Below are 21404 nucleotides of genomic sequence, written 5' to 3'. Positions count from 1 at the left end.
TAGTATGGGAGTAGAACTAAGACCTATGGGCGTAAAATGCAATATTGCTTGTCAATACTGCTACCAACATCCGCAACGTGACGTTGAAGACCCTAAAAAAGAATACGATATAGATTTAATGAAAGAAGCCATACTAAAAGAAGGGACAGACTTTTCTTTATTTGGAGGTGAAGCCTTGATGGTGCCTATAGAAGATATAGAAATACTATGGAAATGGGGACTAGAACGTTTTGGTAAAAATGCTTTACAAACCAATGGCTCTTTAATCACCAATGCACATATAGATTTATTTAAAAAGTACAATGTTGGAGTTGGCATCTCTATAGATGGACCAGAAGACTTAAACGATGTAAGATGGGCTGGTAATTTAGAACGTACACGAAAACTAACACAACACTCTGAAAACGCCATTGCTAAATTGTGCGAAGAAGGTTTAAAACCCTCTATAATTATAACACTACATCGTGGTAATGTAGGAACTTTAGAGAAAAGAGAACGCATGGGGGCTTGGATAAAAAAATTAGACAAAATGGGAGTAGGCGGAGCACGTTTACACCTTATGGAAGTTGAAAGCGAAAGTATAAGAGCCATCTACCATTTAACCGAAAAAGAAAATATAGAAACCCTACTCTATTTTAATGCCTTAGAAAGCGAACTGAAGCATTTAAAATTTGACATATTCGGAGAAATAGAAAACCTACTAAAAGCCAAAGACCTTGGTTTAAGTTGCGTTTGGAAAGCTTGCGACCCTTACACCACATCAGCTGTAAGAGGCGTAGAAGGCAAAGGACAGCGGAGTAATTGCGGCAGAACAAATAAAGAGGGTATCGATTTTGTAAAAGCAGGGCTTCCCTCCTATTCTAGATACATTGCATTGTACCATACACCACAAGAACATGGTGGTTGTAAAGATTGTCGTTTTTTTTCTATGTGTAAAGGCCATTGCCCTGGCACTTCTATATCTGGAGATTGGCGTAATAGAACAGAACATTGTAATGTTTGGAAAACATTATTTGAACTTACCGAAAAACGTATGGAAGACAACGGACAAGTACCACTATCTAAACACCCAATATTGCCCTACATAGAGACCAAACTTATAGAATCGTGGAGTAATGGTATAAATCCTTCTATTCAAAGAATGATAGAACAAGTGGCACAAAAACAAAACGCCTCATAGTATGGAACTATTAAACTATACTATACCACCCTTTAAAACAGTAGCTTGGGTTAGCGATAACGCAAAAACCATTTGGGATAATAGATTTAAAATAATTAATGATGCTTTAATACAATCTACATTTAAAGCCTTAAAAGAGGGCAAATTAACCTCTCAATATCTTATTGTTGAAGGTTGGCAGTATTTTAAAATATTAGAACTAGCCGCTACTTTAAATATTTCGGTAGATGCCTTATTTTTAGGAGATAAAAATGTAAAAGGCCCAGTATACTATCAATTACTACTAACAACAAAAGGTGTAAACTTAAAAGATGCTACTCCAAATTGTTGCTTAAATTGTAGTAACGCTGTAAGAGCAGATAAAAGAAAAGAATTCTATTGGAATGCAGCAATACAATCTAATTTACATACTATAGACCATCAAGAAATAACATTACCAGCAACTACATATACAAGTATTTTTTGGCAAAAATTGCTGGTTACTTTAGGCAATCAACACTGCTGTAATTTAGAATGTGAGAATTATAAAAATCAACAAGACAAAAGCTTAGAATTATTAACACATTACAATTATAATAATGCACAATTATGGCTTAAAGATATTTATAGTTGGCCTGTAGCATGGAGCGCTAGCCATGGCATTTGCGAACTAAGAACACCAATTGTAAAAATGGCTTACGATACAGATGCAACAGCCACTAATTATGTTATAAAAATTGAAGGTAATAGCTACCCTAAAGAAGGTGCACCAGGAAATCAATTTCCTTATCGTAAAAGAAACTTCTTAAGAATTTCAGATTCAAAATCATTTAAAGCAGGACTAGAACATGGCAGTTAAAACACAAACGCATTTAAAAGACTGGGAAATCATGGCTGTACCTCAACCAGATGCCAGCGACACAATGTTGATTCTAAAACATGCTAAAAATTCTAATTTAATACCAACACCTCCACACAAAGAAAACGAGCCCAAATTATTTAATAATAAAGTTACTTTACGACATTTTACTTGGGATGAAAATTTTCTCTCTAGGTTTAAACATGCTCCATTTAATCATCCGTCTATAAAAGAAGCCGAAAACATTATAAAACTATGGCCAGAAGTTTATACACAATTTGGAGATATTATTACTGCATTTAATCCCGTTTTAATACAAGGTGTTGAGGACCAGAAAGATTACGGAGGCTCCAATAGCCATCAACCAAATAATACTCTAGGTTCAGTTTGGGCTACAGTACATAACCCTGTATTATTAGCGCAGGCATTAGTACACGAAATGGCGCACAATAAACTCTTTGCTTTAGGGCAACACTTCACATCTAAAAGTCCTTTATTTAAAAACGAAGACCACGAGCTTTTCGACAGCCCTATTCGGCTAGACATTCCTCGTCCTATTTCTGCAGTATTTCATGGAGTCTATGCTTTTACACACGTACTAGCTCTAGATAACATACTATTTAAAAAAGGGAACACAGATTATAAAAACCAAGTACTAAACGTATTAGAACATAATGCATTAAGAGTAAAAAAGGGATTGTTTTTAATTGAAAAATGTGCAAAACTAACCGAACAAGGTCATGCCTTTTTAACTACATTTTCTAAATGGGCAAACCAAGAAATAACAGAAGCTTTAAACACTCTTAAAACCAATATTACAAACAAAGACAAACCTATAATTATTATTGGCCCTAACAGTGATAAAAAAACAGATTTAGTTAAAGCTTTAGAAAAACAATACCAAAAACCAAGTATTACCTCAAAAGAATTATACTTAGCCGTTTTAAGTCAATCCTCGATTATAAAACAGAAAAAAATAGCAATCTATGGATCTCTAGAATTGGTAGAAGTACTTGAAAAAAGCGAAAAATTTTCTGATGTTGAACTGCTCCAAAACTGGTTAACATCTGGCGTTTTTAATATTCAGGAATTGGAGTTTATGCAACTACAACTAGCCAACTATATTCTTAAAAATCACTCAGGTACTATTTTAAATTTTGATGAAGCGCATACCTTTTTTAAACAACCAAAATTTTTAGATCGATTACATCAATTATTTAGAGAGTTTAATGCAAAAGTAATCTATGTACGCCCTGTACTTGCTATAAAAGAAGCTGTAGACTATTTAAGTTCTAATGCTTCAGATAACGACACCAAAAGACTACATGATCTTTTACATAACCCTTCATACAGAACGCTCTCTAATTACACTTTTGATAGTGAAAGCACTATAGAATCTATAGAGAAACAGTTCATTTAAGCACCTCTACATAAAAGAAAAAAATTGTAATTACTATTATAAATAATACAAGTATCAATCTTTTATTAAAATATGATTTTTATCAGCTCCTGTAGAAAATATATACTGTAATTTTGAAGTGTTAATCATTTTAATAACCCCCTAAAAAGTACAATTATGAAAACAATTATTGTTCCCGTAGATTTTTCAACATATTCAGAAAACGCTTTAAAAGTAGCTGCTAATATTGCAAAAAAACAAGATGCAGAAATTGTTACTGTTCACATGATGGGTCTTAGCGACGCAGTTATTACCAAAGAAGGTAACTCTATGGAAGGTATGTTTCAAATACAATTAGCTCAAAAACGTTTTGAAGAGTTCCTTGACAAGGATTACTTAGAAGGCATTACAGTACATCAAACTGTAAAAAACTACACTGTTTTTAGTGAATTAGATGATGTAGCTAAAGAACATGATGGAGATTTAATAGTAATGGGATCTCATGGTAGTAGCGGACTTAGCGAAATGTTTGTTGGATCTAATACAGAAAAGGTAGTACGTACTGCAACTGTTCCTGTTTTAGTTATTAAAGAAGAAGCTAATTTTAATGCTCAAAAAGCCGTTTTTGCTTGCGATTTTAAATTAGAAAGTACTGAGGTGTTTAAAAAAGCAACCGGTTTATTCAAAGCCCTAGGTATGGAAGTAAACTTAGTATTTATTAACCTCCCAGGTGAAGCTTACTTAAGCACTGCAGCAATAGACCAACGTATTGTAGATTTCTTAATTAATTTAGACGCACAAGATAAAGTTTTACCAGAAGACATTACTATTTACTCTGATTATACTGTAGAAAAAGGAGTCTTTAATTACGCTCAAAAAATCAAAGCAGATATTATAGGTATTCCTACTCATGGACGTAGAGGTTTAGCACACTTCTTTTCTGGTAGTATAAGTGAAGATATTGTTAACCATTCTAAATTACCAGTTTTAACGGTAAAGATATAAGGGTAACAAGTAGTTAGTTAACAAAGAAAGCCTTCTAATAAAATAGAAGGCTTTTTACTTTTATTAGTTTTTGTCTTTTTTTAATTCCCATCATATTTACACAACAAAGCCTTACAGTTTTTGCTTTCAATGTAAAAAGAAATAACATAATACTTAATAAGGTTTTAAAGAGTGACTAATATCATTATTTAAGGTAAAAATCTTCACCAAATTTGCAGTAGGTATAATAGATTTTTTTAATCTGAGCAAATTTTAAATAGTATGGAAAATTGTTTCCACTGTGGCGATTTATGTAAATCGGATACTATTCAACATCAAGACAAGTATTTTTGTTGTCATGGTTGTAAAACGGTATTCGATATTTTAAATGATAATGATTTATCTTATTATTACGATTTAGAGCACACGCCTGGTAATACGCCCTTACAAATTGAAGGTAAGTTCGATTTTTTAGAAAACAAAACAATAGCAGAAAAGCTATTAGAGTTCAATGAGCAAAACACACAAATTGTATCCTTACTTATTCCTTCTATTCACTGTAGTTCTTGTATTTGGATTTTAGAACATTTAAGTAAATTAAATCCAGCTATTAAAGCCTCTCAAGTTAATTTCCCAAAGAAAACTGTGCGTATTACATTCTCTTCAGAGGATATAACACTACAAAAACTTGTTATTTTATTATCAAGAATTGGGTACGAACCCTACATATCGTTAGAAGATGCCACTAAAAAACAATCAAAAACAGACAGAAGTCTTATCTATAAATTAGGCGTAGCAGGTTTTGCTTTTGGAAATATCATGTTTTTGTCTTTTCCAGAATATTTTGAAGTTAACGAATTTTGGTTAGAACGTTTTAAACATGTTTTTCGTTGGTTAACTTTTGCATTTGCAATTCCTGTCGTTGCATATTCTGGTATAGATTATTTAATTTCAGCTTACAAAGGACTACGATCTAAGTTGTTAAATATAGATGTCCCTATAGCCATAGGTATCCTTGTGTTATTTATACGCTCATCTATTGAAATTATTATGGACTGGGGAACCGGTTTTTTTGATAGCATGGCTGGTCTTGTCTTTTTTTTATTACTAGGTAAGTTTTTTCAACAAAAAACCTATGCTTTTCTTTCTTTCGAAAGAGACTACAAATCTTATTTCCCTATTGCAGTAACTAAATTAACGAACACTTCTACCAATAAAAAAAGTGAAACACAAATACAAGTTTACGATTTAAAAAAAGGAGATCGTATTATAATTAGAAACTCCGAATTAATTCCTGTAGATAGTATTTTAATAAAAGGAAGTGCTCTTATAGATTATAGCTTTGTAACTGGTGAAGCAGAACCCGTTAGTAAACAATCTGGAGACAAAATATTTGCTGGAGGCAAACAACAAGCTGGAGTTATAGAACTAGAAGTTTTAAAACCTGTAGAGCAAAGTTACCTAACACAATTATGGAGTAATGAAGTCTTTAGTAAAACAAAGACAAGTACAATAGAAACAATTACAAATAGTATTAGCAAACGTTTTACAATAAGCTTATTAATTATAGCAGTAATAGCTACGACATTCTGGTTATTTTACGACAGTTCTAAAGCATTAAATGTATTTACTGCTGTACTTATAGTAGCCTGCCCGTGCGCTATAGCCTTGGCAGCACCTTTTACATTAGGCAATTTATTACGCATCTACGGGAAACATAAATACTACCTAAAAAATACTAATGTATTAGAGAAACTATCTCATATAGATACTGTGGTTTTTGATAAAACTGGAACCTTAACAACAACAAGTAAAAGTGTTATTACATATGAAGGGATACATCTATCAAAAAGCGAAGAAACTTTATTAACTAATACGCTTCGCGCATCTAACCATCCATTAAGCCGAGCCCTTTATAATATTCTTGAAAAGCATGACATTAAAACACTTGATTGTTTTTCTGAAACACTAGGAAAAGGAATCACAGGTTCTATAAATAACAATCATATAAAAATTGGTTCTTATATGTTTGTTACAGAAGATCAAGTAACAGAAAATTCACATAAACGCACAGCAATTCATATAAGTACAAACAACACTTATAAAGGATGTTATGTCTTTTACAATGACTACAGAGAAGGTGTAAAAGCCCTTTTTGACGCATTAAAACCACATTCTGAAATTGTTATACTCTCTGGAGATAATGATGGAGAACAAGCTTATTTAAAAACACTACTACCAAAAAATAGCACATTATTATTTAATCAAAAACCAGAAGACAAACTCAATTATATTAAAGGATTACAAAATAAGGGTAAAAATGTATTAATGATTGGCGATGGTTTAAATGATGCAGGAGCATTGGCCCAAAGTAATGTTGGCCTCTCTATTTCTGAAAACGTAAATGTATTTTCACCTGCTTGCGATGGTATTATGGATGCCTCACGATTTAAAGATATTGCAACATTTTTAGCCCTCTCTAAAAAAGGAATGCAAATTATAAAGTACGCTTTTATATTCTCATTGTTTTACAACTTAATAGGCTTAAGTTTTGCTATAACGGGTAACCTATCGCCTATAGTAGCAGCAATTTTAATGCCTTTAAGCTCTATTAGTATTGTCATTTTTACAACAATAGCAACATATATTTTAGGACAAAAATTAAACATAAAAAATAACGAAAGCTGATAAAAGTCATTCTTTTTAAAAGGTGTCAACAGTAATTTTACAGCATAATTCAGGTAAGGTATGAGTATTATTTATATGCTTCTGGCAATTAGCGTTATAGTAGCGCTTCTCTTTTTTGCCGCATTTATTATTTCTGTTAAAAAAGGGCAGTACGACGATACGTATACACCATCTGTTCGTATGCTTTTTGAAGAAGAAACCATAAAAAAAACAGATACTAAAACTAATCAAAAATCAAAAAGAAAATCAATCATTTTAAATGATCAATCTAATTAACTATGGAAGTACAACAATTCTATTACGATAATAAAATCGTTCGTAAATTTATTGTCGCAACATTATTTTGGGGGATAATAGGAATGAGTGTAGGTTTACTACTCGCCTTTATGTTTCTATTCCCTAATTTAACCGACGGTATCTCTTGGCTAAGTTTTGGTAGACTAAGACCGCTACACACCAATGCCGTTATTTTTGCATTTGTAGGAAATGCTATTTTTGCAGGAGTATACTACTCTACCCAACGTCTTTTAAAAGCACGTATGTGGAAAGATTGGTTAAGCAATTTAAATTTTTGGGGCTGGCAACTTATTATTGTAGGAGCAGCAATAACGCTCCCTTTAGGCTACACTTCTTCTAAAGAATATGCAGAGCTAGAATGGCCTTTCGATATTGCTATTGCACTTATTTGGGTTGCTTTTGGAGCAAACCTTATTGGTACTATCCTAAAAAGAAGACAACGTCATTTATATGTTGCAATTTGGTTTTACTTAGGAACTTTTGTTACTGTAGCCGTGCTTCATATTGTAAATAGTATGGCAATTCCTGTAAATGGATTAAAAAGTTACTCGATGTACGCTGGTGTACAAGATGCCTTAGTGCAATGGTGGTATGGTCATAATGCAGTAGCATTTTTCTTAACAACTCCATTTTTAGGTTTAATGTACTATTTCGTACCTAAAGCTGCAAATAGACCTGTATATTCTTACAGATTATCTATTGTTCACTTTTGGTCTCTAATATTTATATACATATGGGCTGGTCCGCACCATTTATTATACTCTGCATTACCAGATTGGGCACAAAATTTAGGTGTTGCCTTTTCTATAATGCTAATCGCGCCTTCTTGGGGTGGAATGATTAACGGTCTCTTAACTCTGCGCGGTGCATGGGATAAGGTGCGTACCGACCCTGTTTTAAAATTCATGGTTGTTGCCATTACTGGTTATGGTATGGCGACTTTTGAAGGCCCAATGTTATCTCTTAAAAACGTTAACGCAATCGCCCATTTTAGCGACTGGGTTATTGCACACGTACACGTGGGAGCATTGGCTTGGAATGGGTTTTTAACTTTTGGTATGATTTACTGGTTAATTCCTAAACTATTTAAAACTAAATTATGGTCTAATAAACTGGCCAATGCACACTTCTGGATTGGTACATTAGGTATTATACTATATGCATTGCCAATGTATGTTGCTGGTTTTGTACAAGCATCTATGTGGAAACAATTTAATCCAGATGGTACACTTACTTATGGTAACTTCCTAGAAACAGTAAGTGAAATTATACCAATGTATTGGATGCGTGCTATTGGTGGTACCATGTTTATTGTTGGAGCTTTAATAGGTGTTTATAATGTAATTATGACTGCTCGTGCTGGTAAAAAAGTTACAGACGAACTTGCTGAAGCGTTACCATTACAACGTGTTACTAAAAAACGAACTGCAAAAGAAGGTTACCATACTTGGTTAGAAAGACGCCCAGTAAAATTAACCATATTTGCTACTATTGCTATTTTAATTGGTGGTATGGTACAGATTATTCCATCATTAATGGTAGACGATTATGTTCCAGTTATTACAAGTGTAAAGCCATATACTCCTCTAGAATTAGAAGGTCGTGATTTGTATATAAGAGAAAGTTGTGTCTCTTGTCACTCGCAAATGATAAGACCTTTTAGAAGTGAAGTAGAACGTTATGGAGAATACTCTAAAGCCGGAGAATATGTTTACGATCATCCATTTTTATGGGGAAGTAAACGTACAGGTCCAGATTTAATGCGTATTGGTGGGAAATATTCAGACAACTGGCATTTAAATCACATGTACGATCCACAAAGTACTTCAGATGGCTCTATTATGCCTTCATACAAATGGTTAGTTAGAAACGAATTAGATAAAAGCCAAACTACAGCAAAAATGAAAGCTATGGTAAGTCTAGGTGTCCCTTACAGCGATGAGGACATTGCTAACGCAGAAGCGTCTATGAAAGCACAAAGTTTACAAATAGAAAAAAACTTATATAACGACCCCGATTTTGTAAAAACTTATGAAGCAGATAAAAAGTATGCGGAAGAAAATGGGGAACCATTTATAGAAATGAGAAACCGTGAAATAGTTGCCATGATTGCCTATTTACAACGTTTAGGAACAGATATAAAAATAAAAAATACTGATGGCACAACTGCCGAGTTAAAATAATATAGCTATGTTGAAATTTATTAAAGGAAACTTAGAAAACATAGATGGAGTAGAGATTTATCCAATTATTTCATTACTCATATTCTTCATCTTTTTCACCATATTATTTTGGTGGGTATTTACAGCAAAAAAAGCACACATTAATGAGGTTAGCAATATTCCGCTAGCAGACGATACTATTAACACAAACGAACCTTTACTATGAGAACATCAGCATCATTTTTAAGATTATTACTATTCTTTGTCTGCGCAGTCATTATAATAGAATGGGTATATCCAGGAGAGCAATGGGCCATGTTAACAGAGCCAATATTGTGGGCCATAGTTTCTGGATTGATGTTATTTGCTTTTGCTTTTGAAATATGTATCGCTGCCCTAGAAAATGTACTATTTAAAACATTAACCCCAGAGCAACAGGAGAGTTATAAAGCAAAACGTAATTTAGAAAAACAAAACCGCTTTAAATGGTTAAAAGATAATTATAAAAAAGCTTTAGGAAGTAAAGCATTAGAAGAGGAACACGAAATTATATTAGACCATAACTACGATGGTATAAAAGAGCTAGACAACAATTTACCACCTTGGTGGGTGTGGGGATTTTATGGAACCATCCTATTCGCTGTAATATATTTGGTACGTTTTGAAGTATTTAACGATTATAACCAAGCAGAAGAATACGAAATTGCTGTTGCAGAAGCTAATATTAAAATTGCTGAATGGAAAAAAACAGCTAAAGATTTAGTAGATGCAAATACTGTAACATTACTAACCGATGCTTCCGATTTAAAAGCAGGGCAAACCATTTTTAATGCCAATTGTGTTGCTTGCCATAAAGCTGATGGTGGTGGAGGTATTGGTCCTAATTTAACAGATAAAAACTGGATTTTAGGAGGTGGTATAAAAAATGTATTCAATACAATTTCTGAAGGTGGTAGAGATGGAAAAGGAATGATTTCGTGGAAGTCTGATTTAAAACCATCTGAAATTGCTCAAGTAGCGAGTTACGTTTTAAGCTTTCAAGGTACTACGCCGGCAGAACCAAAAGAAGCCGAAGGCGATATTTGGATAGACCCAAATGCTTCAGAAGACACTAAAGCACAAGATATAAAAGTAGAAGAAACTATCGAAACTGTAAAAGATTCTACTGCAGTAAACGTCTCAATGACGAATTAAAATATACATGGCAGAACAAGGTCAACATAATTTTAGAGATACTATAGGCACGCTTAACGAAGAAGGCAAGCGTGCTTGGGTATTTCCTAAAAAACCATCTGGTAAATGGTATCAATACCGTAAATATGTAAGTTATATTTTATTAGCTTTTTTATTTTCGGCACCCTTTATCAAAATTAATGGGAATCAATTTTTAATGTTTAATGTTTTAGAACGCCGTTTTAACATTTTCGGATTTCCATTTTGGCCTCAAGATTTTCATCTATTTGTTATTATGATGATTATTGGTGTTGTCTTTATTATTTTATTCACAGTTGCTTTTGGTCGTATATTTTGTGGATGGATTTGCCCACAAACCATTTTTATGGAAATGGTTTTTAGACGTATTGAATATTGGATTGATGGAGATAGAGGAAAGCAAATTCGTTTAAAAAAAATGCCCTGGAATGCGGTAAAAATTAGAAAACGCCTTCTTAAATGGAGTATCTTTTTTATAATTTCATTTTTAATTGCAAATGTTTTCCTAGCCTATTTAATAGGTAGCGATGAACTAATACGATATATAAAAGATGGACCTTTTAACCACGCCAGCACACTTATTTCTTTACTAATTTTTACAGGAGTATTCTATTTTATCTTTGCATGGTTTAGAGAGCAAGTATGTATTATAGCTTGCCCTTATGGTCGATTACAAGGTGTGCTATTAGACAATAAATCTATTGTTGTTGCTTACGATCATAAACGAGGTGAGAAAGAAAAAGGTCGTGCTAAATTTAGAAAAAATGAAGATAGGGAAACAACAGGAAAAGGAGATTGTATAGACTGTTTTCAATGTGTTAATGTATGCCCTACTGGCATAGATATTAGAAATGGGACACAGCTAGAATGTGTTAACTGTACTGCATGTATAGATGTCTGCGATAGCATGATGGAATCTGTTAACCTACAAAAAGGATTAATACGTTACGCCAGCGAAGATAATATTGAGAAAAAAGAACCTTTTAAGTTTACACCTCGCCTTAAAGGTTATACAGCAGTTCTAGGTATTTTAACAGCTGTACTTATTGGTATGTTGTTTTTACGCAATGATATAGAGGCAAGAATTTTAAGATTGCCAGGGCAATTGTACGAACATAAAGCAGATAATATAATTAGTAATGTATTTACATTTAAGTTAGTAAACAAAACGATAAAAGATATAGATAGTGTTAACTTTAAATTACTATCGCACAAAGGAACTGTTAAACTCGTTTCTAATCATAACTTTACAGTAAAAGGACAAGGACTAGCAGAAGGCACTCTATTTATTGAAATTAATGCAAGTGCCTTAAAGGATGATAAAGAACGATTAAAAATTGGGATTTATAGTAACGATGACCTTATTGAAACTACAAGAACTACTTTTTTAGGGCCACGTAGTTATAAATAGTATTCTATAAAAACCAATAAAACAAAAATTTAATTAAAATAGTAAGATTATGAAATGGAATTGGGGAACAGGCATTGTAGTTGCAATAATAGGTTTTATAGGCTTTATCATGTATTTCGTGGTTACTATGAGTACCGACAAAAAATATAGTCATGATTTGGTTACAGAAGATTATTACGCCAAAGAAATGGCCTATCAAACAGAGATTGATGCTGAAACAAACAACAATAATTTAAAAGAAAACATAAAAGGTAAACGTGTTCCTGAAGGTTGGCTTATAACCTTTCCTAAAGAACTAGAACCATCTAAAATAAAAGGAAAAGTGTTCCTATACAGACCATCTAACCAGAAGCTAGATTTTAGTTTACCAATAGTTCTATCTAGTTTTAATTTGCTCATACCTGAAAAAAATCTGGTAGATGGTCGGTGGAACATTACTATAGATTGGGAATATAAAGGAACCGATTATCTATACAAAAAACAAATAGTCTATTAAATGTTACTTTCTGCGTTTATTTTTGGTTTATTAGGCAGTTTCCACTGCGTAGGCATGTGTGGCCCTATTGCTTTTTTACTACCTCTAGACCGTAAAAATAATACGAAACGAGTAATGCAACTATTAAGCTACCATTTAGGCCGTCTACTTACTTACTCTGTATTAGGCTTAATTTTTGGAATTATTGGCAAGAGTTTAAACCTCTTTGGATTCCAACAACAATTATCTATAATTATTGGAATTTTAATGATAACTGTTATAGTAATACCTACACGTGTATTTAATCGCTACAACTTTTCTAAACCACTATATAAACTAGTTGGAAAAGTTAAAAAAGCTATGGGAAGCGAGTTAAAAAAGAAATCGCCTGGCACTTTTTTCACTATTGGTTACTTAAACGGTTTATTACCGTGTGGTTTAGTATATATGGCCATATTTGGTGCTTTAGGTACAGGAAATGCTTGGGAAGGTAGTTTATACATGATTATTTTTGGTTTAGGTACTATACCATTAATGACAACAGCTATATATTTAGGTAATTTTTTAACAACATCAGTAAAACAATACATTTTAAAGGCAATACCAGTTTTTGTAGTAGTCATTGGAATGCTCTTTATTTTAAGAGGTTTAGGATTAGGAATTCCTTACGTATCACCTTCTGAAATGGTAACCGTAGAAAAAGCTACAGCTAAGCATAGTTGTCACTAGAAAAACAATCTACTAATTTTTAATTTAATATATATAACTTATGACTCTTTATAATCTACCGCTTGTTAATTGGGGAATGGGCAGCATTATTATTGGCGTTTTCGCTCTTGTTTGTATTGTTATGGCTCTTGTAATTTATAATATGGCTAATGCAAATAAGAAAGAAGAAGGCTCAGAAAAAGAAAACTAGGCATTAAAAAAGGATAGTATAACATAATACTATCCTTTCTTCTCTCTAAACTAACTATTTAAATACAAATAGATTTTTTATTAAATCGTCATAGAAAACAACTGTGTATCTGGCTTTTTACGCTGTAATCGTAAATCGAAGGGTAAACAAACATTTCTCACAAAAGCACGTCCTTTTTCTGTGACTTTTATTGTTTTACTGTTAATTGTTATCAGTTTATCCTCTTCTAAAGGTTTTAACTTAATTAACACATCTGGAAGCTCTTTAAAAAACTGAGATTGATCTTCCCAACTAGTTTCAAATTGACACATAAGGTTAAGAATATGCTGGCGTATTATTACGTCTTCTTCTGTTAATATATGTCCTCTATAAACTGGCAATAAGTTATTGTTTAGTTTATTATAATAGTCTTCTATATTTTTCACATTTTGAGCAAAACTATACCAACTGTCACTTATAGACGATACACCTAAACCAACCATTACTTGAGTTTTACTAGAATTATAGCCCATAAAATTTCGATGAATCTGCCCTGTCTCTTGTGCGTTGTATAAACTATCAGTTTTAAGCGCAAAATGATCCATCCCTATTTCTACATACCCAGCTTCTGTAAGTTTCTGTTTTCCTATTTTATACTGTTCGTTTTTTTGATTTGCTGTTGGTAGATCTGAGTCTTTAAAACCACGTTGTCCATTTCCTTTTATCCAAGGTACATGAGCATAACTATAAAAAGCTATACGGTCTGGACGTAGTGTTATTGTTTTTTCAATAGTGTTAATAACATCTGTTTTGGTTTGAAATGGTAAACCATATATAATATCATGACCTACAGAAGTATATCCTAATGCTCTTGCTTGTAACGTTGCTTTTTCAACATTTTCAAAAGGTTGCACTCTGTTTATGGCTTTCTGTACCGTTAAATTATAATCTTGTACACCATAACACACTCTTTTAAACCCATGTTTTATTAGTGTTTTAAGATGTTCTTTGGTTGTATTATTAGGGTGGCCTTCAAAACTAAACTCATAGTCTTCTGCTTTATTAGCTATACTAAAAATACCATCTAATAATCTACTCAGGTGTTTTGGTGAAAAAAAAGTAGGTGTTCCACCACCTAAATGTAGCTGTTTAATTAGTGGAATTTCATTAAATAATTCACGATATAATGTAAATTCTTTTATTACAGCTTCTATATATGGAATTTCAACACTATGGTTTTTTGTTATACGTTTATTACAGCCACAAAATGTACACATGCTTTCGCAAAATGGTAAATGGATATATAAGCTTATACCTTCATTACTATTACTCTCTTTAAAGCTTTTATACAATGTATCTTCCCAATGACTTAAAGAAAATGTATCGTTTTGCCAATATGGTACTGTGGGGTAACTAGTATAACGCGGCCCTGCCACGTTATACTTAGATGTTAAAGTACACATGTTTTTAGTATAATAAACTAGCAAACATGACTAACACGCTAACTACTATGCTTACAATTAATAAGTTTAATACTGTTTTTGGCTTCTGTACTGTTAAAATTGAAGCATTATGTGCATTACATGCAGCTACAACAAGAAATACTTGAAACATCTGCGGAAAGCCATTACCATCCATCATTGTTAACATTACTGCAATAGAACCTAGACAAGTAGAAAGGATTATTGCTAATGCTGAATAACCTACAAAATGATTATTCCAATCTGTGCTAATTTTTGCATATAAAGTGCTCATAATTTTAAAGTATTTTTAGTTTACACTTCAAAATTATTATATAGCTCTTATGTATAATATGATATTTATCAGTTTTGTAAAATGCCTTAATAAAATATTTAACTCATTAATTTACTTAACATTACTCTTTAATAAAACGTCTAGCAATAATACGCCCATCTATATCTGTAATTTTAATAAGGTACATTCCCATAGCTAATTTAGAAACATCTATTGTTTTTGTTTTTGTTTTAAAAACACTTTTCCCTAAAACCGAATAAATTGTAATGTCTTTTAATTCTTTTTTTGTTTGTATTTTTAATACTTTATTAGCTGGATTAGGGTAAATACGTATTTGGGGTTCGGTTTCAAAAACATCTACTCCAAGTGTAGCGCCATCATTTACATCTCCACTCATAGTTGTTATCCCATCTGGACAAAATCCAGCGTTTTGCCAGTTTCCGAAACTTATATCTGGAGGGTTAGGATAGGTCGCAGCCGTACTGTAATATAAATTGGCTGTTGTATAATCTGGTGTATTTATTGGACCATCATTATCAAATTTCATTTCCCATCTATCTGCTGTTGTATTCCATATAATTTGCATCTCGCATACTCCAGAAGGGCAACTTTGTGCAAAATTTAAAGGTGTACTCTCGTAAATGTTGCGAGTAATACCATCATCTGTATTTGTTCCTGTAGCCGTAAGTATAAAATCTTGAGCCCCCATAACACCAACACACCCTCTAAATGTGATTTGTGCATAAGTACACTGTAACAATGCTATTAAAACGATAACTAAAGTATATTTTCTGGTCATGCTTAATTATATTAATTAAGCTAATATATTATAGGCTAGTTTACAAACAGGTAATAAATTTCCGAAAATGCTTTTTCAACTTCCAAAACATGTTATAACTTAAATAAACTTCTACAATAGCTTTTTTTTGCAAAAAATAAATAACCTTATAACACTACCAGTATAGGTGCTTGTAAAGTATTAATACTGAAAAAAAACTTACCTTAACATCTCTTGCTATTTTACAGTTCAAAACCAAACAGATATACCCAAATCTTCACAAAAAATAGTTAAACTTCTATTTTTAATAGTAATACTATTATATATTTGCAAAAGCAATTTAAAAAATAACAAATTAGTTACTTGCTAAATGAACCCAAACACTATACATTATAGAATATTTTTTAAGCAATTCTTTGTAATAGCCTTATTTCTATTAGTGTTTACTCAGCCTTTTTTTAAAACATTTCCCTTAATTAGCAATTTAGATAGTGAATTGGTATTACTAGACTGTGAAGATAATGTGGAAGAAGAAAAAGAGGATTTAAAAACCGAAAAAATTAAAATAGTTATTATTCATTCTAAACACTCCTTTAATACCACAACTAACAATAAGGCTTTTGGTTTAGCAGAAAATGCATTAAAACCTGTATTAAAAGAAGTGCATATCCCTCCTCCCGACAGTATTTAAATACTATATTTAATCTTGGGATAATGAGAATAATACAATCAAGATTAGAACTGTACTCCAACTATTTAATTAAAAATTTAATACCTATTAAATGAAAAACGCGTAGTTTAAAAACCTCTACATAAAAATAGAGCTAATAATTATGTAAATTTCAGCTTAATTATACTTAAAACTTAACCAATGAAACAAATAATGTCTCCATGGAAACGCTTTATTAGTCTTCTACAATTAGACAAAAGAGACATCCGCCAAATTTTTTATTATGCCATTTTTGCAGGTTTAGTTGCCCTTACCTTACCTTTAGGAATACAAGCCATAATTAACTTAATTCAAGGCGCACAAGTATCCACCTCCTGGATTGTTCTTGTTGTTCTAGTAACTTTAGGTGTTGCTTTCCAAGGCGTACTTCAACTCATGCAAATACGTATTCTAGAAAATATGCAACAAAAAATTTTTACTAGAGCATCGTTTGAGTTTGCTTATCGTTTTCCGAAAATTAAAATGGAGGAATTACGCAATTACTATCCTCCAGAACTAGCTAATCGTTTTTTTGATATACTTACAATACAAAAAGGACTTTCTAAAATTTTAATAGACTTTCCAGCGTCTGCGCTACAAATCATTTTTGGCTTAATTCTTTTATCCTTCTACCATTCCTTTTTTATTATATATGGTTTTCTTTTAGTACTACTTATATATGTAGTATTTAAATTTACTGCAAAAAAGGGATTAGAAACAAGTTTAAAAGAATCTAAAAGCAAGTATAGAGTGGCCCATTGGATACAAGAAATAGCTCGTTCTTTAATAAGTTTTAAATTGTCTGGTTCCACTGACCTAGCTATGCAGCAAAATGATCTTTTAACAACGAGTTATTTAGAAGCTAGAGAAAGCCACTTTAAAGTGTTAGTCTCTCAATTTATACAACTTATTACTTTTAAGGTACTGGTTACTGCTGGACTTTTAATTATTGGTGGTTTATTGGTTTTAAATCAGCAAATGAATATAGGGCAATTTGTAGCGGCAGAAATTATTATTTTATTAGTTATTAGTTCAGTAGAAAAGTTAATTAAAGGGTTAGAATCTTTTTACGACGTTTTAACTTCATTAGAAAAAATAGGTCAAGTTGTAGATAAAGAACTAGAGCCTCAATCTGGAGAAGACCCTTTTATTAATTATAACAATTTAAATATTGAATTAGATAACCTAAGTTATACAACTCCAGAAAACAAGGTTATTTTTAATAGTCTTAATTTTAAGATAGAACAATCGGATCGCATTTTATTAACAGGGCCATCTGGCTCTGGAAAAACCACTTTACTTAAAATTTTATCTGGGCTTATTTTACCATCTAGTGGTGTATTATATATAAACGATGCGCCTATAAAAGGTATTAAGTTAAACCAATATAGAGCACATATTGGACAAGTACTCCCAGAGCAATTTCCTTTTGAAGGCACTATTACAGACAATATAACTTTTGGCCGTGAAGATATCTCACAAGATGAGTTACGATACATTTTAAAACTTACTGGTTTATTACCATTTGTAAAAAGCTTACCAAATGGTATTAATACTATTCTATACCCAGAAGGCCAGCAAATTCCATTTACAGTATCTAAACGTATTGTATTGGCTAGAGCCATAATACATAAACCCAAATTACTATTACTAAAAGATCCTTTAGAGCATTTTGAAAATGATGAAGCTTTAGAAATTATTAAATACCTAACAGCCGCAGAACGTCCATGGACTCTAATAATATCTAGTAGAAATACACTATGGAAGAATCACTGTAATCAAAAATTAACTATTGTAGACGGAAATATAAACTCTAAACAAAAAAACAATGCTTAATATCTCTCACAATCAATTAAATAAAAAAGTGTCGCTTGAGGGATACACTGCTTTTTCTAAAGCATTTACCTCTAAGCACAATAAGCTATTTAATCGTTTTTTAGGTGCATTTGCTATAATAGTACTAATTGTGCTGTTTTTACCATGGACGCAAAATGTAAGTGGCAATGGCTTTATTACAACATTAACACCAGATCAACGCCCACAAACCATACAATCTCCTATACCAGGACGTATTGAAAAATGGTATGTAAGAGAAGGCGACTTTGTAAAAAAAGGAGATACAATCTTATTTATATCTGAAATAAAAACCGAATATCAAGATCCAAATCTTGTAGAGCGAACAAATCAACAACGTGACGCAAAAAGTAGATCGGTAGTATCGTACAAGGAAAAAATAAAAACTTTAGAAAACCAAGTTAATGCCCTAGTCAACGAACGCCAATTAAAATTAACACAAGCAGAAAACAAGTTAAAACAAGCCCGATTAAAAGTAAAAAGCGACAGTATAGATTTTACGGCTGCTAAAACAAATTTAAACATTGCACAGAAGCAATATGACCGTACTAAAACCTTACAGGAAGAAGGCATAAAAGCTGTTGCCGATGTAGAAGACAAACGTTTAAAACTACAGGAAACACAAGCGAAGCTTATCTCTCAAGAAAACAAATTATTGGCAAGTCAAAATAAAGTACTCAATGCTAATATTGAAATTGGTAGAATTTCTGCAGAATATGCAGACAAAATTGCTAAATCTCGTAGTGATCGTTTTACAGCAGAATCAAGTCAATTTGAAGCTGAAGCCGAAGTAACTAAACTAGACAACCAATCTACAAATTATAAAATAAGGAATTCCCTGTATTATATTACAGCTCCACAGAATGGCTACATTAATAAAGCACTACGAGGTGGTCTAGGTGAGACTTTTAAAGAAGGAGAAAAACTAGTAGGTATTATGCCTACAAATTATGACTTAGCTGTAGAAACTTTTGTAGAACCTATAGATTTACCATTAATGCATATTGGAGAGGAAGTGCGTATTCAATTCGATGGATGGCCAGCTATTTTCTTTAGTGGATGGCCTAATGCTTCTTATGGTACATATGCAGGTAAAGTTGTAGCTATAGAAACATTTATTAGTGATAATGGTAAATTCAGAATTTTAATTGCACCAGATCCAAGTGGAGAAGATTGGCCAAAAAATGTAAGAGTTGGCTCTGGGGCTTACACAATAGCCCTACTAGAAGATGTGCCTATTTGGTACGAAATATGGAGGCAGTTAAATGGCTTCCCTCCTAATTATTACAAACCTAAAGATGGAAACAGTAAGGATTCTAAAAAAACTAAAAAATAATGAATACCATATTAAAGTATAGTATACTCTCTTTTGCTTTTATACTCTCAAATATAGTATCGTCTCAAGAAAAACTTGAAGAATACTTGTCTTTTGAAGAGTATCTAGGTTATGTAAAAAAACACCATCCATTAATGAAGCAAGCTAATATAGTATTAAGTATTGGTGAAGCTAATGTATTAAAAGCAAGAGGTGGATTCGACCCAAAAATTGAAGTAGACTACGATAGAAAATCATTTAAAGGCACAGAGTATTTTGATCAGTTAAATGCTACTTTTAAAATCCCGACTTGGTATGGCATAGAATTTAAAGCCAATTTTGAAGAAAATACAGGAGCTTTTTTAAACCCGAACTTAACAGTTCCAGAAGATGGTTTATACAGTGCTGGCGTTTCCTTTTCTCTTGCGCAAGGGTTTTTAATAAATGAGCGTATGGCTGCACTAAAAAAAGCGCGTTTTTTTAGAGAGCAAACTAAAGCCAATAGAGATTTATTAGTTAATAATTTGTTATTTGAAGCTAGTAAAGCTTATTTCGATTGGCTAGAAACTGTAAACGCACAACGTATTTATACCGCTTTTTTAGATAATGCAAAAACACGTTTAAATGCTATAGAGCGTAGTGTTACTTTAGGAGATAAAGCCGAGATAGATATAACAGAGGCACGAATTGCTTTACAAAACAGGCTATTAAATCTTGAAGCTGCAACTTTAAAACGTAGAAAGGCTGCCTTAGTAATTAGTAATTATTTATGGTTAAACGATGTGCCTATAGAAGTTAAAGACAATGTAGTCCCTACAGAACCAGAAATAGATACTCTTAAAACCGTACTGTTGTTAGAAGGTATTACTAACACAAATGCTTTAGTAAATACACACCCTAAACTATTAAGTTTAGATGCTAAAATAAATGAGTTAACCGTAGATCGTTCTTTAAAACGAAATAAACTATTACCTAAATTAAACCTTCAATATAACTTTTTAACTACAGATTTCGATCAGTTAAATAGCTTTAATACGGCTAATTATAAAGCCTTTGTTAATTTTAGCGTTCCTTTATTTTTACGCAAAGCGAGAGGCGATGTAAAATTAGCAAATTTGAAGTTACAGGATGCTAATTTTGAACGCATATCGACGTCTTTAAATCTTAAAAACAAAATTGAAGCGGTGCAAGCAGAAATAAAATCATTAGAGACACAAAATAATCTAATAGATGGCATAGTAAAAGACTACACAACGTTATTAAATGCCGAGGAACGTAAGTTTTTCTTAGGAGAAAGCTCATTGTTTCTTATTAATTCGCGTGAACAAAAATTAATAGATTCTCAATTAAAAAATAATAAATTAATTATAAAACAATTAAAAGCAACTGCTAGTTTATATAATGCTTTAGGGGTTTCCGAGCCTGTTAATGGTATTTAATATTTAGTTA

General features: G+C 32.2%; 20 protein-coding genes. 17 read left to right on the top strand and 3 right to left on the bottom strand.

From position 1 onward, the window contains the following. The first annotated feature begins 4 nt into the window (after positions 1 to 4). From ACVC08_RS05760 to ACVC08_RS05700, 13 genes are all read left to right on the top strand, one after another. The gene (locus ACVC08_RS05760) at positions 5 to 1180 is read left to right on the top strand and encodes a radical SAM protein (protein WP_452597910.1); all 1176 of its coding nucleotides are present in this window, start codon (positions 5 to 7) and stop codon (positions 1178 to 1180) included. A gap of 1 nt (position 1181) precedes the next feature. After that, entirely contained in the window at positions 1182 to 2018 is an 837-nt protein-coding gene (locus ACVC08_RS05755) for a hypothetical protein (protein WP_452601349.1), read from the top strand. After that, positions 2008 to 3438, top strand: a complete 1431-nt coding sequence (locus ACVC08_RS05750; protein WP_452601348.1) for an aKG-HExxH-type peptide beta-hydroxylase — start codon at positions 2008 to 2010, stop codon at positions 3436 to 3438. The genes ACVC08_RS05755 and ACVC08_RS05750 overlap by 11 nt, the downstream gene beginning before the upstream one ends. A 156-nt stretch (positions 3439 to 3594) precedes the next feature. Next, positions 3595 to 4422 carry a universal stress protein gene (locus ACVC08_RS05745; RefSeq protein ID WP_452597487.1) on the top strand — a complete coding sequence of 276 codons (828 nt, stop codon included), beginning with the start codon at positions 3595 to 3597 and terminating at the stop codon, positions 4420 to 4422. A 261-nt stretch (positions 4423 to 4683) separates the two neighbouring features. Continuing rightward, a complete protein-coding gene (locus ACVC08_RS05740; RefSeq protein WP_452597488.1) occupies positions 4684 to 7089 on the top strand; it encodes a heavy metal translocating P-type ATPase in 2406 nt (801 codons plus the stop codon). Positions 7090 to 7149: 60 nt separating this feature from the next. Further along, on the top strand, positions 7150 to 7365 hold the full coding sequence (gene ccoS / locus ACVC08_RS05735; RefSeq protein ID WP_452597489.1) for a cbb3-type cytochrome oxidase assembly protein CcoS: 216 nt from the start codon (positions 7150 to 7152) through the stop codon (positions 7363 to 7365). A 2-nt stretch (positions 7366 to 7367) separates the two neighbouring features. Beyond that, positions 7368 to 9569 carry a cytochrome-c oxidase, cbb3-type subunit I gene (gene ccoN, locus ACVC08_RS05730; RefSeq protein ID WP_452597490.1) on the top strand — a complete coding sequence of 734 codons (2202 nt, stop codon included), beginning with the start codon at positions 7368 to 7370 and terminating at the stop codon, positions 9567 to 9569. Positions 9570 to 9576: 7 nt separating this feature from the next. After that, a complete protein-coding gene (locus ACVC08_RS05725) occupies positions 9577 to 9774 on the top strand; it encodes a CcoQ/FixQ family Cbb3-type cytochrome c oxidase assembly chaperone (protein ID WP_452597491.1) in 198 nt (65 codons plus the stop codon). Next, positions 9771 to 10742: a cbb3-type cytochrome c oxidase N-terminal domain-containing protein gene (locus ACVC08_RS05720; protein ID WP_452597492.1), complete on the top strand. Its 972-nt coding sequence runs from the start codon at positions 9771 to 9773 to the stop codon at positions 10740 to 10742. The genes ACVC08_RS05725 and ACVC08_RS05720 overlap by 4 nt, the downstream gene beginning before the upstream one ends. 7 nt (positions 10743 to 10749) lie before the next feature. After that, positions 10750 to 12171: a cytochrome c oxidase accessory protein CcoG gene (gene ccoG / locus ACVC08_RS05715; RefSeq protein WP_452601347.1), complete on the top strand. Its 1422-nt coding sequence runs from the start codon at positions 10750 to 10752 to the stop codon at positions 12169 to 12171. A 49-nt stretch (positions 12172 to 12220) separates the two neighbouring features. Further along, positions 12221 to 12667 (top strand): FixH family protein, encoded by a 447-nt coding sequence (locus tag ACVC08_RS05710; RefSeq protein ID WP_452601346.1) that lies wholly within the window; start codon positions 12221 to 12223, stop codon positions 12665 to 12667. Then, positions 12668 to 13375: a sulfite exporter TauE/SafE family protein gene (locus ACVC08_RS05705; protein WP_452598262.1), complete on the top strand. Its 708-nt coding sequence runs from the start codon at positions 12668 to 12670 to the stop codon at positions 13373 to 13375. Between the two features lie 40 nt (positions 13376 to 13415). Further along, positions 13416 to 13565, top strand: a complete 150-nt coding sequence (locus ACVC08_RS05700; protein WP_452601345.1) for a hypothetical protein — start codon at positions 13416 to 13418, stop codon at positions 13563 to 13565. Between the two features lie 80 nt (positions 13566 to 13645). Here ACVC08_RS05700 and hemN read toward each other — a convergent pair whose 3' ends face one another. The 3 genes from hemN to ACVC08_RS05685 form a co-directional block, all read right to left on the bottom strand. Then, positions 13646 to 15007 carry an oxygen-independent coproporphyrinogen III oxidase gene (gene hemN, locus ACVC08_RS05695; RefSeq protein WP_452601344.1) on the bottom strand — a complete coding sequence of 454 codons (1362 nt, stop codon included), beginning with the start codon at positions 15005 to 15007 and terminating at the stop codon, positions 13646 to 13648. A 4-nt stretch (positions 15008 to 15011) separates the two neighbouring features. After that, positions 15012 to 15299 carry a hypothetical protein gene (locus ACVC08_RS05690; protein WP_452598255.1) on the bottom strand — a complete coding sequence of 96 codons (288 nt, stop codon included), beginning with the start codon at positions 15297 to 15299 and terminating at the stop codon, positions 15012 to 15014. A gap of 121 nt (positions 15300 to 15420) precedes the next feature. Then, positions 15421 to 16098 carry a T9SS type A sorting domain-containing protein gene (locus ACVC08_RS05685; protein WP_452601343.1) on the bottom strand — a complete coding sequence of 226 codons (678 nt, stop codon included), beginning with the start codon at positions 16096 to 16098 and terminating at the stop codon, positions 15421 to 15423. A 349-nt stretch (positions 16099 to 16447) separates the two neighbouring features. Here ACVC08_RS05685 and ACVC08_RS05680 point away from each other — a divergent pair, with 349 nt between their 5' ends. The 4 genes from ACVC08_RS05680 (at position 16448) to ACVC08_RS05665 (ending at position 21394) form a co-directional block, all read left to right on the top strand. After that, the gene (locus tag ACVC08_RS05680; protein WP_452601342.1) at positions 16448 to 16768 is read left to right on the top strand and encodes a hypothetical protein; all 321 of its coding nucleotides are present in this window, start codon (positions 16448 to 16450) and stop codon (positions 16766 to 16768) included. 180 nt (positions 16769 to 16948) lie between these two features. Then, complete coding sequence (locus ACVC08_RS05675) at positions 16949 to 18622, top strand: peptidase domain-containing ABC transporter (protein ID WP_452598252.1); 1674 nt, start codon at positions 16949 to 16951, stop codon at positions 18620 to 18622. Then, positions 18615 to 19976: an HlyD family secretion protein gene (locus ACVC08_RS05670; RefSeq protein ID WP_452601341.1), complete on the top strand. Its 1362-nt coding sequence runs from the start codon at positions 18615 to 18617 to the stop codon at positions 19974 to 19976. Before ACVC08_RS05675 ends, ACVC08_RS05670 begins: the two co-directional genes overlap by 8 nt. Next, a complete protein-coding gene (locus ACVC08_RS05665) occupies positions 19976 to 21394 on the top strand; it encodes a TolC family protein (RefSeq protein WP_452601340.1) in 1419 nt (472 codons plus the stop codon). The genes ACVC08_RS05670 and ACVC08_RS05665 overlap by 1 nt, the downstream gene beginning before the upstream one ends. Positions 21395 to 21404 lie beyond the last annotated feature (10 nt).

The organism is Pontimicrobium sp. MEBiC06410 (genome assembly GCF_053601615.1).
Note: the sequence above shows the minus strand (reverse complement) of the source record. Positions and strands in the feature narration are given on the sequence as shown.

Coding starts and splice junctions, on each gene's coding strand:
- ACVC08_RS05760 (WP_452597910.1), top strand. CDS start 5: ATGGGAGTAGAACTAAGACCTATGGGCGTAAAATGCAATATTGCTTGT.
- ACVC08_RS05755 (WP_452601349.1), top strand. CDS start 1,182: ATGGAACTATTAAACTATACTATACCACCCTTTAAAACAGTAGCTTGG.
- ACVC08_RS05750 (WP_452601348.1), top strand. CDS start 2,008: ATGGCAGTTAAAACACAAACGCATTTAAAAGACTGGGAAATCATGGCT.
- ACVC08_RS05745 (WP_452597487.1), top strand. CDS start 3,595: ATGAAAACAATTATTGTTCCCGTAGATTTTTCAACATATTCAGAAAAC.
- ACVC08_RS05740 (WP_452597488.1), top strand. CDS start 4,684: ATGGAAAATTGTTTCCACTGTGGCGATTTATGTAAATCGGATACTATT.
- ccoS (WP_452597489.1), top strand. CDS start 7,150: ATGAGTATTATTTATATGCTTCTGGCAATTAGCGTTATAGTAGCGCTT.
- ccoN (WP_452597490.1), top strand. CDS start 7,368: ATGGAAGTACAACAATTCTATTACGATAATAAAATCGTTCGTAAATTT.
- ACVC08_RS05725 (WP_452597491.1), top strand. CDS start 9,577: ATGTTGAAATTTATTAAAGGAAACTTAGAAAACATAGATGGAGTAGAG.
- ACVC08_RS05720 (WP_452597492.1), top strand. CDS start 9,771: ATGAGAACATCAGCATCATTTTTAAGATTATTACTATTCTTTGTCTGC.
- ccoG (WP_452601347.1), top strand. CDS start 10,750: ATGGCAGAACAAGGTCAACATAATTTTAGAGATACTATAGGCACGCTT.
- ACVC08_RS05710 (WP_452601346.1), top strand. CDS start 12,221: ATGAAATGGAATTGGGGAACAGGCATTGTAGTTGCAATAATAGGTTTT.
- ACVC08_RS05705 (WP_452598262.1), top strand. CDS start 12,668: ATGTTACTTTCTGCGTTTATTTTTGGTTTATTAGGCAGTTTCCACTGC.
- ACVC08_RS05700 (WP_452601345.1), top strand. CDS start 13,416: ATGACTCTTTATAATCTACCGCTTGTTAATTGGGGAATGGGCAGCATT.
- hemN (WP_452601344.1), bottom strand. CDS start 15,007: ATGTGTACTTTAACATCTAAGTATAACGTGGCAGGGCCGCGTTATACT.
- ACVC08_RS05690 (WP_452598255.1), bottom strand. CDS start 15,299: ATGAGCACTTTATATGCAAAAATTAGCACAGATTGGAATAATCATTTT.
- ACVC08_RS05685 (WP_452601343.1), bottom strand. CDS start 16,098: ATGACCAGAAAATATACTTTAGTTATCGTTTTAATAGCATTGTTACAG.
- ACVC08_RS05680 (WP_452601342.1), top strand. CDS start 16,448: ATGAACCCAAACACTATACATTATAGAATATTTTTTAAGCAATTCTTT.
- ACVC08_RS05675 (WP_452598252.1), top strand. CDS start 16,949: ATGAAACAAATAATGTCTCCATGGAAACGCTTTATTAGTCTTCTACAA.
- ACVC08_RS05670 (WP_452601341.1), top strand. CDS start 18,615: ATGCTTAATATCTCTCACAATCAATTAAATAAAAAAGTGTCGCTTGAG.
- ACVC08_RS05665 (WP_452601340.1), top strand. CDS start 19,976: ATGAATACCATATTAAAGTATAGTATACTCTCTTTTGCTTTTATACTC.